This window comes from Vibrio sp. zbq_1 (genome assembly GCF_043102935.1).
Lineage (GTDB): Bacteria > Pseudomonadota > Gammaproteobacteria > Enterobacterales > Vibrionaceae > Vibrio > Vibrio parahaemolyticus.
Window position 1 is genome coordinate 31,889 of the sequence record NZ_JBICJH010000024.1, and the last position, 16,525, is coordinate 48,413.

The 16,525-nt window shown below is 45.3% G+C and carries 18 protein-coding genes; 17 read left to right on the top strand and 1 reads right to left on the bottom strand.

What is annotated here, in order from left to right; translation table 11 throughout:
* Positions 1–7: 7 nt before the first annotated feature.
* Entirely contained in the window at positions 8–955 is a 948-nt protein-coding gene (secF, locus tag ACF8CV_RS11755; RefSeq protein WP_005460198.1) for a protein translocase subunit SecF, read from the top strand.
* 222 nt (positions 956–1,177) lie between these two features.
* Here the strand turns inward: secF and suhB are convergent, their stop codons facing one another.
* Entirely contained in the window at positions 1,178–1,981 is an 804-nt protein-coding gene (gene suhB / locus ACF8CV_RS11760) for an inositol-1-monophosphatase (RefSeq protein WP_005460178.1), read from the bottom strand.
* 231 nt (positions 1,982–2,212) lie between these two features.
* On the opposite strand from suhB, the gene trmJ reads away from it, so the two are divergent.
* The 16 genes from trmJ to ACF8CV_RS11840 all read left to right on the top strand — a co-directional run bounded on the left by trmJ (position 2,213) and on the right by ACF8CV_RS11840 (position 16,512).
* Positions 2,213–2,932 carry a tRNA (cytosine(32)/uridine(32)-2'-O)-methyltransferase TrmJ gene (gene trmJ, locus ACF8CV_RS11765; protein WP_005460175.1) on the top strand — a complete coding sequence of 240 codons (720 nt, stop codon included), beginning with the start codon at positions 2,213–2,215 and terminating at the stop codon, positions 2,930–2,932.
* Between the two features lie 125 nt (positions 2,933–3,057).
* Positions 3,058–3,564 carry a Fe-S cluster assembly transcriptional regulator IscR gene (gene iscR, locus ACF8CV_RS11770; RefSeq protein WP_005381720.1) on the top strand — a complete coding sequence of 169 codons (507 nt, stop codon included), beginning with the start codon at positions 3,058–3,060 and terminating at the stop codon, positions 3,562–3,564.
* A 28-nt stretch (positions 3,565–3,592) separates the two neighbouring features.
* Positions 3,593–4,807 carry an IscS subfamily cysteine desulfurase gene (locus ACF8CV_RS11775; RefSeq protein ID WP_005483767.1) on the top strand — a complete coding sequence of 405 codons (1,215 nt, stop codon included), beginning with the start codon at positions 3,593–3,595 and terminating at the stop codon, positions 4,805–4,807.
* Between the two features lie 37 nt (positions 4,808–4,844).
* On the top strand, positions 4,845–5,228 hold the full coding sequence (gene iscU, locus ACF8CV_RS11780; protein WP_005483070.1) for a Fe-S cluster assembly scaffold IscU: 384 nt from the start codon (positions 4,845–4,847) through the stop codon (positions 5,226–5,228).
* Positions 5,229–5,299: 71 nt separating this feature from the next.
* Positions 5,300–5,623 carry an iron-sulfur cluster assembly protein IscA gene (iscA, locus tag ACF8CV_RS11785; RefSeq protein ID WP_005482998.1) on the top strand — a complete coding sequence of 108 codons (324 nt, stop codon included), beginning with the start codon at positions 5,300–5,302 and terminating at the stop codon, positions 5,621–5,623.
* A gap of 55 nt (positions 5,624–5,678) precedes the next feature.
* Positions 5,679–6,194, top strand: coding sequence for a co-chaperone HscB (gene hscB / locus ACF8CV_RS11790; RefSeq protein ID WP_005460241.1), 516 nt, complete (start codon positions 5,679–5,681; stop codon positions 6,192–6,194).
* Positions 6,195–6,215: 21 nt separating this feature from the next.
* Positions 6,216–8,069: a Fe-S protein assembly chaperone HscA gene (hscA, locus tag ACF8CV_RS11795; RefSeq protein ID WP_015296286.1), complete on the top strand. Its 1,854-nt coding sequence runs from the start codon at positions 6,216–6,218 to the stop codon at positions 8,067–8,069.
* 12 nt (positions 8,070–8,081) lie between these two features.
* Entirely contained in the window at positions 8,082–8,420 is a 339-nt protein-coding gene (gene fdx, locus ACF8CV_RS11800; RefSeq protein WP_005460237.1) for an ISC system 2Fe-2S type ferredoxin, read from the top strand.
* Between the two features lie 44 nt (positions 8,421–8,464).
* Entirely contained in the window at positions 8,465–8,659 is a 195-nt protein-coding gene (gene iscX / locus ACF8CV_RS11805) for a Fe-S cluster assembly protein IscX (protein ID WP_005460231.1), read from the top strand.
* Between the two features lie 171 nt (positions 8,660–8,830).
* Positions 8,831–10,129, top strand: a complete 1,299-nt coding sequence (gene pepB / locus ACF8CV_RS11810) for an aminopeptidase PepB (RefSeq protein WP_021453899.1) — start codon at positions 8,831–8,833, stop codon at positions 10,127–10,129.
* An 86-nt stretch (positions 10,130–10,215) separates the two neighbouring features.
* Positions 10,216–10,641, top strand: coding sequence for a nucleoside-diphosphate kinase (gene ndk / locus ACF8CV_RS11815; RefSeq protein WP_020840136.1), 426 nt, complete (start codon positions 10,216–10,218; stop codon positions 10,639–10,641).
* A gap of 219 nt (positions 10,642–10,860) precedes the next feature.
* Positions 10,861–11,988, top strand: a complete 1,128-nt coding sequence (locus ACF8CV_RS11820; RefSeq protein WP_015296287.1) for a bifunctional tRNA (adenosine(37)-C2)-methyltransferase TrmG/ribosomal RNA large subunit methyltransferase RlmN — start codon at positions 10,861–10,863, stop codon at positions 11,986–11,988.
* Between the two features lie 413 nt (positions 11,989–12,401).
* Positions 12,402–13,352 (top strand): cytoskeleton protein RodZ, encoded by a 951-nt coding sequence (gene rodZ / locus ACF8CV_RS11825; protein ID WP_020904181.1) that lies wholly within the window; start codon positions 12,402–12,404, stop codon positions 13,350–13,352.
* A 6-nt stretch (positions 13,353–13,358) separates the two neighbouring features.
* The gene (ispG, locus tag ACF8CV_RS11830) at positions 13,359–14,477 is read left to right on the top strand and encodes a flavodoxin-dependent (E)-4-hydroxy-3-methylbut-2-enyl-diphosphate synthase (RefSeq protein WP_005496320.1); all 1,119 of its coding nucleotides are present in this window, start codon (positions 13,359–13,361) and stop codon (positions 14,475–14,477) included.
* Positions 14,478–14,503: 26 nt separating this feature from the next.
* A complete protein-coding gene (hisS, locus tag ACF8CV_RS11835) occupies positions 14,504–15,772 on the top strand; it encodes a histidine--tRNA ligase (RefSeq protein ID WP_029822126.1) in 1,269 nt (422 codons plus the stop codon).
* 125 nt (positions 15,773–15,897) lie between these two features.
* Positions 15,898–16,512 (top strand): YfgM family protein, encoded by a 615-nt coding sequence (locus tag ACF8CV_RS11840; RefSeq protein ID WP_005460236.1) that lies wholly within the window; start codon positions 15,898–15,900, stop codon positions 16,510–16,512.
* Positions 16,513–16,525: the final 13 nt, after the last annotated feature.

Consider the following 16,525-nt stretch of genomic DNA (forward strand, 5'->3'; position numbering starts at 1 on the left):
AATTAATATGTTTCAAATTCTAAAAGCAGAGAAGTCGATCGGCTTTATGCGTTGGTCAAAAGTGGCGTTCGTATTCTCAATCTTCATGATTGCCGCTTCTATCTTCACATTATCAACCAAATGGCTGAACTGGGGTCTAGACTTCACGGGCGGTACGCTAATTGAAGTTGGCTTTGAAAAACCAGCTAACCTTGAAGAAATCCGCACAGCACTTGATGCAAAAGGTTTCGGAGATGCGACAGTACAGAACTTTGGTAGTGCTCGCGATGTGATGGTGCGTCTTCGTCCTCGTGACGACGTTTCTGGCGAAACGCTAGGTAACCAAATCATCGGTGCGATCAAAGAAGGTACCGGTGAAAGCGTAGAAATGCGCCGTATCGAGTTTGTTGGTCCAAACGTTGGTGATGAACTAACTGAAGCGGGCGGTCTGGCGATCCTTGTGTCGCTCATCTGTATCCTGATTTACGTATCAATGCGATTTGAATGGCGTCTAGCGGCTGGTGCTGTAATGGCGTTGGCGCACGATATTATTATCACGCTGGGTGTATTCTCATTCCTACAGATTGAAGTGGACCTAACTATCGTGGCTGCGTTGCTAACGGTTGTTGGTTACTCGCTCAACGATACCATCGTAGTTTTCGACCGTATTCGTGAAAATTTCCGCAAGATGCGTAAAGGTGATCCTGCGGACATCATGGATGCTTCGATTACACAAACATTGAGCCGTACGTTGATTACTTCTGGTACAACGTTGTTTGTAGTTATTGCACTGTTTGTACAGGGCGGGGCAATGATCCACGGCTTTGCAACGGCACTGTTGTTGGGTATCACGGTTGGTACTTACTCTTCTATTTACGTAGCATCTGCACTTGCTCTAAAACTGGGTATCCAGAAAGAGCACTTGATGCCACCGCAAGTAGAGAAAGAAGGCGCAGAATTCGACGAGATGCCATAAGGCTGATTGAGAATCGAAAACAAAAACCGCTGAACTCTCAGCGGTTTTTTTGTATCTAGACTTTGAGCAAAGAAGTAGAGTGTTTTGCGGCTATCAAGTTTTTATAATCTTGCCCATGTTTTTAGTATCTAAACAATGTTGGTTTGGATACAAAAAAGCCCCGCTCGTTGAGCGGGGCTTCTTAAAGTCATCAGCGTGACGGGCTAAATTGACTTTTAAATCTTACTTAAGGATCGCGCTGTTACCATTTTCGCGAATATGCTTAAGCATAGATTTCACACCACGAGCGCTTGAAGCAACAATGTTACCAGACTTCATGTACTCAGTGCCGCCAGCAAAGTCAGTTAGGATTGCGCCAGCTTCACGAGCAATAAGCTCACCTGCAGCCATATCCCAAGGTTTTAGACCTAGCTCGAAGTAACCATCAACACGGCCAGCAGCCACGTAACATAGGTCAAGAGCAGCAGAGCCGCTACGACGGAAGTCAGCACATTCAGTGAATAGAGAACCAACGATCTTAATGTAAGACTCTGAGTGTTGCTTCTGCTTGAATGGGAAACCTGTTGCTAGAACAGTACCTTGAAGGTCTTTCAGCGGAGTAACACGAATACGTGCACTGTTTAGCTGAGCACCAGCACCGCGTTGTGCAGTAAATAGTTCGTTTTGCATTGGGTCGTAAACACAAGCAACTTCAGTTTTGCCTTTGATACGAACAGCGATAGAAACCGCGAAGTGTGGGTAACCTTTTACAAAGTTAGTAGTGCCATCCAGTGGGTCGATGATCCATTGTACGTCTTTATCTTTACCTTCGATAAGACCTTGTTCTTCAGCAACGATGCAGTGCTCTGGGTAAGACTGCTTGATAGTATCGATGATGATGTATTCTGCTTCTTTGTCTACGTTAGTGACAAAGTCATTAGTGCCTTTAAGTGTAGATTCTACTTTATCAGTGTTTTCTAATGATTTAGCAATATGATTGCCTGCTTTTCGCGCAGCGCGAATAGCAATGTTTAGCATTGGATGCATACAAATTTCCCAACGGATGTTAAAGAACGAATAAAAGCGGCGGCGAGTATACCAAAGATAAACGAAAAAGGAAGTGGTTATTTTTTAGACGTTAATGAATGGTGTCATCTTTGATATCGCGTCATACAACACAACAATTGATGAGAATGCGAATAGAAGTCAGCTTCTCCCTAGGGTGTGTTAAAAAACTATGGTAACATCCTGCGGTTTTAATTTAGGTAGCAATCATAGATGTTGGATCAAGTAAAAGTCGTACTCGTAGGTACCTCACATTCTGGCAATATTGGCTCAGCAGCCCGAGCAATGAAAGTGATGGGTTTAAGCCAACTTGTATTGGTCGATCCACAATGTGAAGTGGATGAACAAACGCTAGCACTGGCCGCTGGTGCCGCTGATATCGCTCAGAATGCTCAAGTCGTAAGCACACTGGAAGAAGCTATTGAAGACTGTGGTCTTGTGGTCGGTTCAAGTGCTCGCTCTCGCACATTAGAATGGCCAATGCTTGAGCCACGTGAATGTGGTGAAAAGTTTGCAGTTGAAGGCCAAAAACATCCGGTAGCTTTAGTGTTTGGGCGTGAAAGAACAGGCCTAACTAACGAAGAGCTACAAAAGTGCCACTATCATGTATGCATTCCTGCTAACCCTGAATACAGTTCCTTGAACTTAGCGATGGCGGTTCAAACGCTAAGCTATGAAGTTCGTGTTGCTCATCTTAATCTTGAGCAGAAACAATTCTCACCAGTTGAAGTCGAAGAGTATCCTCGTCATAAAGAGCTAGAAATGTTCTTTGACCATCTTGAAAAGGTCATCGTAGAGACCCAGTTTATAAACAAAGAACAACCTGGCCAGGTGATGAATAAATTGCGTCGTCTTTTCTCTCGAGCACGACCAGAGACTCAAGAGTTGAATATTCTTCGCGGTATTTTGACCTCGATTGAAAAGAAGCTCTGAATAAAGAATAACCTTTTTAGGTGTAAGGATGAATACCTGAGTAATTTAGTCAAATAAATACTTGACCATTTTACTCGGGTATGGAAAAATCTTAACCATTACAAACCATGTGGATACGGTGTGGTATGAAACTTACATCTAAAGGAAGATATGCGGTGACAGCCATGCTGGATGTGGCACTGCATTCGCAACAAAACCCTGTACCTCTTGCTGATATTTCAGAACGTCAGGGGATCTCGCTCTCTTACTTAGAGCAGCTTTTTTCTAAATTGCGTAAAGCAGGTCTCGTTGCCAGCGTTCGTGGTCCTGGTGGTGGTTACCGACTTGGTGCCGACGCACATAGTATCGCTATCGGTACTGTGATTGCGGCCGTTGATGAGTCAGTTGACGCAACCAAATGTCAGGGCAAAGGAGATTGCCAAGGCGGGACTCGTTGCTTAACTCATACGCTATGGCGTGACCTAAGTTCTCGCATTAGTGACTTCTTGAATAACATCACTCTTGGAGAGTTGATGACAGACAATGAAGTGCTAGAAATTTCTGATCGTCAGGATATTGATCTGGCGGTAACTCATGGGCTTTCAAACAAAAATACAACCGCCGCGCCCATCGGTGTAAACGTCCGCTCTTAGCGGTCAGCATTTTACATTGGAGTAGAGAATGAAACTGCCGATTTATCTTGATTATTCCGCTACATGTCCAGTTGATCCACGTGTTGCTGAAAAAATGGTTCAGTACATGACAATGGATGGCACATTTGGCAACCCAGCTTCACGTTCGCACCGTTACGGCTGGCAGGCAGAAGAAGCGGTAGATACTGCTCGTGAGCAAATTGCTGACCTTCTAAATGCAGATCCTCGCGAAATCGTATTCACATCTGGTGCGACAGAGTCTGACAACCTTGCGATTAAAGGTGCTGCGCACTTTTACTCGAAAAAAGGCAAGCACGTAATCACTTGTAAAACAGAGCATAAAGCGGTTCTTGACCCATGTCGTCAGCTAGAGCGCGAAGGCTTTGAAGTGACTTACCTAGAGCCTGAATCAAATGGCCTTATCGATCTTGAGAAGCTGAAAGCGGCAATGCGCGATGACACAGTGCTTGTGTCTATTATGCACGTAAACAACGAAATCGGTGTAATTCAAGACATCGCAGCAATCGGCGAACTATGTCGTGAGCGCAAGATCGTGTTCCACGTGGATGCAGCTCAGTCTGCTGGTAAATTGCCAATCGACGTTCAAGAAATGAAAGTTGATTTGATTTCATTGTCAGCGCATAAGATTTACGGTCCAAAAGGTATCGGTGCACTTTACGTACGTCGTAAACCTCGTATCCGCCTTGAAGCACAAATGCACGGTGGCGGCCATGAGCGTGGTTTCCGTTCTGGTACGTTAGCAACTCACCAAATCGTAGGTATGGGTGAAGCTTTCCGCATTGCAAAAGAAGAGATGCAGAAAGATTACGACCACGCACTAGCACTTCGTAACCGCCTTCTTAATGGTGTGAAAGACCTTGAAGCGGTAACAGTGAACGGTGACCTAGAGCAGCGTGTACCACAAAACCTAAACATCAGTTTTGCTTTCGTAGAAGGTGAATCTCTGCTGATGTCGCTAAAAGATCTAGCGGTATCTTCAGGTAGTGCATGTACTTCTGCGAGTCTAGAGCCTTCTTACGTACTTCGTGCCCTAGGCATGGATGATGAGTTGGCTCACAGCTCGGTTCGTTTCTCATTCGGTCGTTTTACCACTGAAGAAGAAATTGATTACGCAATTGAACAAATCCGCGTTGCAGTGACTAAGCTACGCGACATGTCTCCTCTATGGGATATGTACAAGGAAGGGGTTGATCTGAGCACTGTTGAATGGGCTCACCATTAATCTCACGGACTGAATAGAGGATTCGAGGTAATTTATCATGGCATACAGCGAAAAAGTAATTGATCACTACGAGAACCCGCGTAACGTTGGTTCATTTGACAAAGAAGACCCATCAGTAGGTAGCGGCATGGTTGGCGCTCCAGCTTGTGGTGACGTAATGAAACTGCAAATCAAAGTGACACCGGAAGGTATCATCGAAGATGCGAAGTTCAAAACTTACGGTTGTGGTAGTGCAATCGCGTCAAGCTCACTAGTAACAGAGTGGGTAAAAGGCAAATCAATTGATGAAGCGGCTGCAATTAAGAACTCTGAAATTGCAGAAGAGCTAGAACTTCCACCTGTGAAAGTTCACTGTTCAATTCTTGCTGAAGACGCAATCAAAGCAGCGGTTGCTGACTACAAGAAAAAACACCAAGAATAATTATTCCGTAATATAATGGGAGCCTTTAACGCTCCCATTCCAATCGTAATTTAGACAGACTAAGGTGCAGTATGGCCATCACAATGACAGAAACAGCGGCAAGTCGCGTAAAAGCATTCCTAGATAACCGAGGCAAAGGTATCGGTTTACGTCTTGGAGTGAAGACGACAGGTTGTTCCGGCATGGCTTACGTACTTGAGTTTGTTGACGAGCTAAACGAAGAAGATGAAGTGTTTGATTTCTCAGGCGTGAAAATCATCATCGACAAGAAAAGCTTGGTGTACTTAGACGGTACCGAATTGGATTACGTGAAAGAAGGGTTGAATGAAGGTTTTGAATTCAACAACCCTAATGCAAAAAGTGAATGTGGTTGTGGTGAAAGCTTCAACGTCTAATTGATTGTCCTTCTGGGCAAGCGAGTCCGGAAGGCTTTACTAGGACCCGATCTTAATGAATCACTTTGAATTATTTGGGCTACCAAGTCAGTTTCAGCTGGATGGTAGCCTTCTTTCTTCTAAGTTCCGAGAACTACAAAAACGCTTCCACCCGGACAACTTTGCTACCGCCTCTGAGCGCGACCGCTTGATGTCGGTGCAAAAGGCTGCGCAAATTAACGATGCGTACCAAGTCCTCAAACATCCTATCTCTCGTGCGGAGTACATCTTGGCAGAGCAGGGAATGGAAATCCGTGGTGAGCAACAAACCATGCAAGATCCGATGTTCCTGATGGAACAAATGGAACTGCGCGAAGAACTAGAAGATATTGCTGACTGCTCTGATCCTGAATCGGCGCTTTTTGACTTCGATTCTAAGGTCAGCAAAATGTATAAGCAGCATTTGGCAAGCGTTGAGCAAGAGCTTAACGATGGTCTTTGGGCTGAAGCCGCAGACCGAGTTCGTAAATTGAAATTCATTGCCAAACTAAAGAACGAAATTGAACTGGTCGAAGATAAGCTTCTCGGCTAGTTAGCGTGACAAGGACCAATCATGGCACTACTTCAAATCGCAGAACCGGGCCAAAGCTCGGCACCTCATGAGCATAAGTTAGCGGCTGGTATCGACTTAGGTACTACCAACTCTTTGGTCGCTTCTGTACGCAGTGGCGATGCCACCACATTAAATGATGAGCAAGGTCGTAGCATTTTGCCATCGGTGGTGAATTACTCAGCAGAATCAACAGTGGTTGGTTACGATGCGAAAGCCAAAGCAGAGTTTGAACCTGAGAACACCATTATCTCAGTGAAACGCTTGATTGGCCGCTCGCTAAAAGACATTCAATCTCGCTACCCATCATTACCTTACCGTTTTAAAGAGAGTGATAATGGCTTACCAGTACTGCAAACTGCTCAAGGGGATAAAAACCCGATTGAAGTGTCTGCAGATATTCTAAAAGCGCTAGGTAAACGTGCAGAAGAAACGCTGGGTGGAGAGCTTGCGGGCGTGGTAATTACCGTTCCTGCGTACTTCGATGACGCGCAACGCGCGGGCACGAAAGATGCGGCTAAGCTAGCGGGTTTACATGTACTGCGTCTTCTTAATGAGCCAACCGCAGCGGCGATTGCCTACGGTCTGGATTCAGGTCAAGAGGGCGTGATTGCCGTTTACGATTTAGGTGGCGGTACGTTCGATATCTCTATCCTACGTTTGTCGAAAGGCGTATTTGAAGTATTAGCAACAGGCGGCGACTCTGCACTTGGCGGTGATGACTTTGACCACCTATTAGCGGATTACCTAATGGAGCAAGCTGGCCTAGAAGCGCCGCTTTCTGCTGAGAAAAACCGTGCATTACTGAACATTGCAACGGCGACCAAAATTGCTTTCTCTGAGCAAGACAGCGTAGAAGTTGACGTGTTTGGCTGGAAAGGCACTGTAACACGCGAGCAGTTCGAAGATCTGATTCGCCCACTCGTGAAGAAAACTCTGATGTCTTGTCGTCGTGCACTGAAAGATGCTGACGTAGAAGCGGAGGAAGTACTTGAAGTGGTGATGGTTGGTGGCTCAACTCGTACCTTGCTTGTCCGTGAAATGGTAGGCGAATTCTTTGGTCGCACACCACTCACTAGCATCAACCCTGATGAAGTGGTGGCTATTGGTGCGGGTATCCAAGCAGATATTCTTGCTGGTAACAAGCCTGACTCTGAAATGCTGCTGCTTGACGTGATTCCATTATCATTGGGTATTGAAACCATGGGTGGGTTGGTTGAGAAAATCATTCCGCGCAACACCACGATTCCTGTTGCTCGCGCGCAAGAGTTTACCACTTTCAAAGATGGTCAAACAGCGATGAGCGTGCACGTTGTGCAAGGTGAGCGCGAGATGGTGGATGATTGTCGTTCACTTGCGCGTTTCTCACTAAAAGGTATTCCTCCTATGGCGGCAGGTGCAGCGCACATCCGAGTGACGTACCAAGTTGATGCTGACGGTTTACTATCTGTGACTGCAATGGAAAAGAGCACTGGTGTTCAGTCCGAAATTCAAGTGAAACCTTCTTACGGTTTAAGCGATAACGAAGTTGCGAACATGCTGCGTGATTCGATGACTCACGCCAAAGAAGACATGCAAGCTCGTGCGTTAGCTGAACAACGCGTTGAAGCCGACCGGGTGATTGAAGGTTTGATCGCTGCAATGCAAGCTGATGGTGATGAACTACTATCAGAGCAAGAAAAACAAGATCTATTAAAAGCCATTGAAGCACTGATTGAGCTGCGTAATGGTGATGATGCAAATGCCATTGAGCAAGGTATCAAAGATACAGACAAAGCTAGCCAAGACTTTGCGTCACGCCGTATGGATAAATCGATTCGAGCTGCATTGTCAGGTCAATCAGTAGACGATATATAAGAGAAAGTAGTTATGCCTAAGATTATTGTATTACCACACGAAGATTTGTGCCCAGAAGGCGCAGTGTTGGAAGCGAAGACGGGTGAAACCGTTCTAGACGTAGCACTAAAAAACGGTATTGGTATTGAACACGCGTGTGAAAAATCGTGTGCTTGTACTACTTGCCACGTGATCATTCGTGAAGGTTTTGATTCTCTTGAAGAGAGCGAAGAGCTAGAAGATGACATGCTAGACAAAGCATGGGGTCTTGAGCCTGAGTCTCGTCTTGGTTGTCAGGCGAAAGTTGCGGATGAAGACTTGGTTGTTGAAATTCCAAAATACACGCTAAACCACGCATCAGAAGATCATTAATACTATCGCTCCAAAATAGGGGCGAAGAAAAAGGAAGATGAGCAATGAAATGGACAGATTCTCGCGATATCGCGATTGAGCTTTGTGACAAGTTTCCAGATGTGGATCCACAAACCGTGCGTTTTACCGATCTTCATCAATGGATCATGGAGTTAGATGAGTTTGACGATGAGCCAAACCATTGTAACGAAAAGATCCTAGAAGCGGTCATCATGTGCTGGATGGACGAAGCAGACTGATGCTCAATTCGGCGGTAAAACGCAGCTGAGTTAACAATTCTTACTAAAAAAAGCGGACCTCTAGGTCCGTTTTTTTATCAAGTTGACATTTTTACCCTACATAATGCTAACATCCGTGAGTTATTAAAAAGAAGCGGCGTAGGCTACGCCGATATAAGACAAGGAGAAACCATGTCTACACAGATGTCTGTATTTTTAAGTCAAGATTCTGCTGCTCCACACTGGGGTGAGAAAGCACTACTTTCATTCTCTGAAAACGGTGCGACGATTCACCTAGGTGAAGGTCACGATCTTGGTGCAATTCAGCGTGCAGCTCGTCAGCTAGATGGCCAAGGAATTCATTCTGTTCTACTTTCTGGTGAACATTGGGATTTGGAAAGCATCTGGGCTTTCCATCAAGGTTACCGCAACCCGAAAAAACACGGTTTACTAGAATGGACTGCGCTTTCTGAAGAAGACCAAACTGAACTTCAAGCTCGCATTAAAGCGACCGATTTTACGCGCGATATCATCAACAAAACGGCGGAAGAAGTTGCACCTCGTCAACTTGCTACGATGGCGGCTGAGTTCATCAAATCTGTCGCACCAGAAGGCACAGTAACGGCTCGTATTGTTAAAGATAAAGATCTACTAGCGGAAGGTTGGGAAGGTATCTATGCGGTTGGTCGCGGTTCGGATCGCACATCAGCAATGCTGCAATTGGATTACAACCCGACTGGCGATGAAAACGCACCAGTATTCGCGTGTCTAGTAGGTAAAGGCATTACGTTTGATTCAGGCGGTTACAGCCTTAAGCCTTCAAACTTTATGAGTGCAATGAAAGCCGATATGGGCGGTTCAGGTACGATTACTGGCGGTTTGGGGTTAGCTATTTTGCGTGGTTTGAACAAGCGCGTAAAACTGATCTTATGTTGTGCTGAGAATATGGTTTCTGGTCGTGCGCTTAAGCTTGGCGACATCATCACCTACAAAAACGGTAAGACTGTTGAGATCATGAACACCGACGCAGAAGGTCGTTTGGTACTTGCCGATGGTCTTATCTATGCAAGCGAGCATAACCCTGAGTTGATCATCGACTGCGCAACGTTAACCGGCGCGGCGAAAAACGCATTGGGTAACGACTACCACGCGTTAATGAGCTTTGATGATGAACTTTCTCATCAAGCGCTAACCGCAGCAAACAAAGAGAAAGAAGGCCTGTGGCCACTGCCTCTGGCTGATTTCCACCGTGGAATGTTGCCGTCAAACTTCGCTGACTTATCGAACATCAGCTCAGGAGACTACAGTCCAGGCGCAAGTACCGCTGCTGCATTTTTGTCTTACTTTGTTGAAGACTACAAGAAAGGCTGGTTGCACTTCGATTGTGCTGGTACTTACCGTAAGTCTGCATCAGACAAGTGGGCGGCTGGCGCGACTGGTATGGGTGTCCGCACTCTTGCTCGCCTTCTTAATGAGCAAGCAGAAAAATAATATTTATGGTGGCGTCAGTTAGGCGCTGCCGTAGTCAAGTAAGTCACTTTTAAACACTATTATTACAAGTACAAAAAGGAAACTTTATGGCTCTAGAAAGAACGTTTTCCATTGTTAAGCCTGACGCTGTGGAAAGAAACCTGATCGGTGAAATCTACAATCGAATCGAGAAGGCAGGCCTACGTATTATTGCTGCGAAAATGGTTCACCTGACTGAAGAGCAGGCGAGCGGCTTTTACGCAGAACATGAAGGTAAAGAATTCTTCCAACCTCTAAAAGAGTTCATGACTTCTGGCCCTATTATGGTTCAAGTGTTGGAAGGCGAAAATGCGATTGCACGTTACCGCGAATTGATGGGTAAAACCAACCCAGAAGAAGCGGCAGCAGGCACACTTCGCGCAGATTACGCGCTAAGCATGCGTTATAACTCTGTGCATGGTTCAGATAGTCCTGAATCAGCGGCTCGTGAGATTGAGTTCTTCTTCCCTGAGTCAGAAATTTGCCCTCGCTAATCGGTAGTTAGTTTGTGCTCGTAAAGATAGTTAGCCTCGGATAATTCCGGGGCTTTTTATTATCGAAATAGTTCGAAGGCGTATTGGTAGGGTTGTTTAATATTTAACCGATGTGTTTTTAATGCCTTAGCAAAGACAGGGTTTTAGACCTCTTGTTGTAGCTGCATAAAGGCTGTACAATTCGCGCCCTTATTCTTGTTTCAGTCATTGAGAGGCAACATGACTACTGAAAAAATCAATCTACTCGACTTTGATCGCAAAGGCATGCGTCAGTTTTTCGCGGAAGAACTAGGCGAGAAAGCGTTTCGTGCTGATCAGGTTATGAAGTGGATCTACCATTTCGGTGTTGATGACTTCGACAACATGACGAACATCAACAAGAAACTACGTGAAAAACTGCAGCACAAGTGCGAAATTAAAGCCCCAACGGTTGCAGAAGCTCAGCACTCTTCAGACGGCACGATTAAGTGGGCAATGAAGGTGGGTGACCAAGACGTAGAAACGGTTTACATCCCAGAAGAGGATCGCGCGACGTTATGTGTATCTTCTCAGGTAGGTTGTGCGTTGGAGTGTAAGTTCTGTTCGACCGCTCAACAGGGCTTCAACCGTAACCTAAAAGTATCTGAAATCATCGGTCAGGTGTGGCGTGCTGCACGTGAAATCGGTTTGCAAAAAGAAACTGGTCGTCGTCCAATCACTAACGTCGTAATGATGGGTATGGGTGAGCCTCTTCTAAACATGAAGAACCTAATCCCTGCGCTAGAAATCATGCTTGATGATCTTGGTTTTGGTCTTTCTAAACGTCGCGTTACTGTATCAACTTCAGGTGTGGTTTCTGGTCTTGATCAGATGACAGGTAAGATTGACGTCGCATTGGCGATCTCCCTACATGCGCCAAACGATAAGCTACGTAGTGAAATCATGCCAATCAACGATCGTTGGGATATTCAAGACTTCTTAGCGTCAGTTCGTCGTTACATCGCATCTTCGAACGCAAACCGTGGCAAAGTAACAGTCGAGTACGTGTTGCTTGATCATGTGAACGATGACATGGACCACGCACGCGAGCTGGCTGAGTTGATGAAAGACACACCATGTAAGATCAACCTGATTCCGTTTAACCCGTACCCAGGTTCTCCGTACAAGAAGCCAAGCAACTCACGTATTGACCGATTCCAAAAAACATTGATGCAATACGAGCATACGGTGACGGTTCGTAAAACACGTGGTGATGATATTGATGCGGCATGTGGTCAGTTAGTCGGTGACGTTATTGACCGTACTAAACGTACTGCGGCTTTAAAAGCTGCGCGCGGTGCAGAAACCATCGACGTAAAAGCGGTATAATTTGCCCCAAATTAAAAATAGCCAGAGCCTTTGCTCTGGCTATTTTGTTTGTTGTATTTGTAAAGTAACCCCTGAAATTGAATGGTTTTGGCGTTTATTTCAATTTACTGTGTCAAAGTTTGGACAAAAGCTTGAGCTATCTGTTAGTTTGAGTGGAAAGAGTTTTTGTCTTCGTTATACATTCGCTTATCATGGTGAAGAACATTCATGAAGACACCGATTATTCTCAACATTTTTTCTCATACGCTTTGCTGATTTTTGCAAAACGGGTATTCACACTCAATTGTTGAGAATTTCTTAAAAATATAATTTTGGTTAACGCGAACAGGCTAGCTATCTTTAAATGAGGCTTAAGAACAACAACGAAAATAAATAACCGTGTTAGCTACTAAAACAGATTAAATACCACCATTATGACAGAACACGAAAATACCAATGAAGTACCGCTTTCGATTGAAGCGGGCACATTACTCAAAAACAAACGCGAATCTTTAGGTATGACTCAAAAGCAAGTTGCTGATCGCCTGAGACTTCGCGTTTCTGTTATTGAAGATATTGAAAACAACCGATTTGAATCTCAACAAGTAGCGACATTCACTCGCGGCTATTTGCGTTCTTACGCAAAGTTTGTCGGGCTAGATGAGAAAGTGGTGCTGGTTGCTCTAGAACAGACGGCAGATGTAAAGCCAAAAGAGCAAGAAATCGAAATGCAAAGCTTTTCTCGTAAAACCAAACACGAGAAACACAACAGCCGAATTATGTTGCTGACTTGGGTAATAGCCATTGTCATCATCGGTATCTCAGCAGCTTGGTGGTGGCAAAATCAGCAAGAAAATAGTCTCGCTCAAGTTGTAGCAGAGGCTAATGTTGAAACAAGCCAACCAAGTGCCGATGAAATTGCTGATATTGATCTAATGACCGAAGAAGAGCTGATCGCAAGTACTCCAGCAGAACTAGCGGCATCAAACAATACAGCATCAGAATCATCCATCAATGCAGCGCAAACTGATGAAGTGGTACCTGCAGAAACAGAAGAGTCGACAACAGAAGCAACTCAAGAACCAGTTGCTTTGATTGAAGCAGCAGAAGAGGTTCAAGAAGCATCTCCTGTAGTGCCAGAAGGTATGACTCTGCTCACCATGAAATTTAAAGCAGATTGCTGGATCCAAGTAAAAGATACAAACGGCAAAACGCTCGTAAGTGGCACTCAGAAACCGGGTCAAGACGTGGAACTTACCGGAAAAGCGCCATTTAAAGTGATATTAGGCGCACCGGAAGGTGTAACAATGACATTTGCAAGTGAACCTGTCGACCTTTCTGGGTATACTTCAGGCAAAGTAGCTAGATTCACTCTACCGTTATAAAAAATTATGCAACACGAATCTCCAATTATTCGTCGTAAATCGACGCGTATTTATGTGGGTGATGTGCCAATTGGTGATGGTGCGCCAATTGCCGTACAGTCAATGACTAACACTCGCACGACTGATGTGGAAGCGACAGTCGCACAAATCCGAGCACTAGAAAAAGTCGGCGCAGACATCGTCCGTGTTTCAGTACCAACGATGGAAGCAGCAGAAGCGTTTAAGCTGATCAAACAGCAAGTATCTGTTCCTCTGGTTGCTGATATTCACTTTGACTACCGTATCGCACTGAAAGTCGCGGAATACGGCGTCGATTGTTTGCGTATCAACCCAGGTAACATTGGTAACGAAGAGCGTATTCGCTCGGTTGTTGATTGTGCGCGCGATAAGAATATCCCGATCCGTATTGGCGTTAATGGCGGCTCTTTGGAAAAAGATCTGCAGATGAAATACGGTGAACCAACGCCTGAAGCCCTAGTTGAATCAGCGATGCGTCATGTGGATCATCTCGATCGTCTTAACTTTGATCAGTTCAAAGTCAGCGTTAAAGCATCGGATGTATTCCTTGCGGTTGATTCTTACCGCTTGCTAGCGAAGAAAATCGACCAGCCACTTCACTTAGGTATTACTGAAGCTGGTGGTGCGCGCGCAGGTGCTGTGAAGTCAGCAGTTGGCTTGGGCATGCTTTTATCGGAAGGTATTGGTGATACGTTACGTATCTCTTTAGCTGCTGATCCAGTCGAAGAAATCAAAGTCGGTTTCGATATTCTGAAATCTTTGCGTATTCGCTCTCGTGGCATCAACTTTATTGCTTGCCCTAGTTGTTCACGCCAAGAATTCGATGTTATTGGTACCGTAAATGCGCTTGAGCAGCGTTTAGAAGACATCATCACACCAATGGATGTGTCTATTATTGGCTGTGTGGTAAATGGTCCTGGTGAAGCTGAGGTTTCCCATTTGGGTCTTGCGGGTAGCAACAAGAAGAGTGCGTTCTATGAAGACGGAAAACGTCAAAAAGAGCGTTTCGATAACAATGACCTTGTGAATCAGCTAGAAGCAAAGATCCGTGCGAAAGCGTCTATGATGGATAGCGAAAATCGCATTGAAGTAAAAGTACAAGATTAATCTCAACGAGTATTACGGTAAGTATTGTGGCAAAAACAATCCAAGCAATCCGAGGCATGAACGATTGTCTCCCAACTCAATCTCCGCTGTGGCAGAAACTTGAAAACACAGTGAAAAATGTAATTAGCGCATACGGTTATAACGAAGTGCGCATGCCAATCGTTGAAGAAACAAACCTATTCAGCCGCGCTGTTGGTGAAGAGACAGACGTCGTTTCAAAAGAAATGTACACCTTTGATGATCGTAACGGAGACAGCCTAACACTTCGCCCTGAAGGTACTGCGGGTTGTGTACGTTCATGTATTCAAAATAGCCTGATCAACCGTGACGAACAGCGTCTGTGGTACATGGGGCCTATGTTCCGCCATGAGCGTCCGCAGAAAGGTCGTTACCGTCAATTCCACCAATGTGGTGTGGAAGTGTTTGGTCTAAATGGCCCAGACGTTGACGCCGAGCTTATCATGATGACTGCACGTCTATGGCGTGAATTAGGTATCGACAAGCACGTTCGTCTTGAGCTGAACTCAATCGGTTCTCAAGAAGATCGCGCAGACTACCGTACAGCGCTGGTTGCCTTCCTTGAGCAACATATCGATGTGCTAGACGAAGATTGTAAGCGCCGCATGCACACTAACCCACTGCGTGTTCTGGATACGAAGAACCCTGACATTCAGGCTATTTTAGGCGATGCACCGCGTCTTTCTGAGTACTTAGGTGAAGAATCTAAAGCACACTTCGCAGGTCTATGTGAACTTTTAGACGCAGCAGGTATCGAATACACAGTTAACGAACGTCTTGTTCGTGGTCTGGATTACTACAACCGCACGGTATTTGAGTGGATCACGGAAAGCCTAGGTGCTCAAGGCACTGTGTGTGGCGGTGGTCGCTACGACGGTCTTGTAGAGCAACTTGGTGGCAAACCAACACCAGCAGTTGGCTTTGCAATGGGTCTAGAGCGTCTAGTTCTTATGTTGGAAACTTTAGAGCTTACAGACGTACGTCGCAGTGTGGATGTTTACGTAGTAACTGCAGGTGAAGGCACCATGATTGCAGGTATGAAGCTAGCAGAGCGGCTTCGTGAAGCTATTTCAGGCGTTCGCGTGATGAATCACTTCGGTGGCGGTAACTTCAAGAAACAGTTTAAACGCGCAGATAAAGTAGGTGCTGTTGTAGCATTGGTTCTGGGTGAAAACGAAGTTGCCGACAATACCGTTGTACTAAAAGACTTAGTTGGTGGTGAGCAAGAGACTTACAACCAAGCTGAAGTTGCTGAGAAGATCGCAGCACTGATTTAAGTCTTTTAATAAGCTAAAGATTAAATCCTAGTTTGTAACAATAAGGCTCCCCAAATCGGAGCCTTTCGACGAAATAGGAGCAATGGCAGCTTTGCTGCCATTTACATGTTTTAAGAGGACAGGAAGTGGAACTTTACGATACTGAAGAACAACAAGTTGAAGCTATTAAAGACTGGTGGAAGGAAAACGGTAAAGCCGTCATCATCGGTGCTGTTGTTGGCTTAGGTGGTCTATTTGGCTGGCGTTACTACCAGGATACTGTGATTCAGGCGAGTGAAACAGCTTCGCAAAGCTACACAACCGCAATGAATACGCTGCAAGAAAAAGGCGTAGATGCACAATCAGATGTGCAAGCTTTTATCGAATCGAACGAAGTTAAAGAATATTCAGTATTGGCTGCTCTGCAACTAGCAAAAGCACAAGTCGAAGCGAAAGACTTTGCTGCTGCTCTTGAGCAACTTAAATGGGCTCAAAGCAATACGAAAGATGCTGCATTATCTCCACTAATTAGCTACCGCATCGCTCGTATCGAGACAGAAATGGGTAACTTTGATGCTGCAAACACTGAGCTAGGCAAAGTGACAGATACAGCATGGGCTGGTCGCATTGCTGAATTGCGTGGTGATATTGCACTTCGTCAAGGTGACAAAGATGCAGCTTACGCGGCTTACACAGAAGCGCAGCAAGCAGCAGATGCAAGCCCAACACTGCAAATGAAATTGGACGACTTGGCGAAATAATAAGGACCGCATT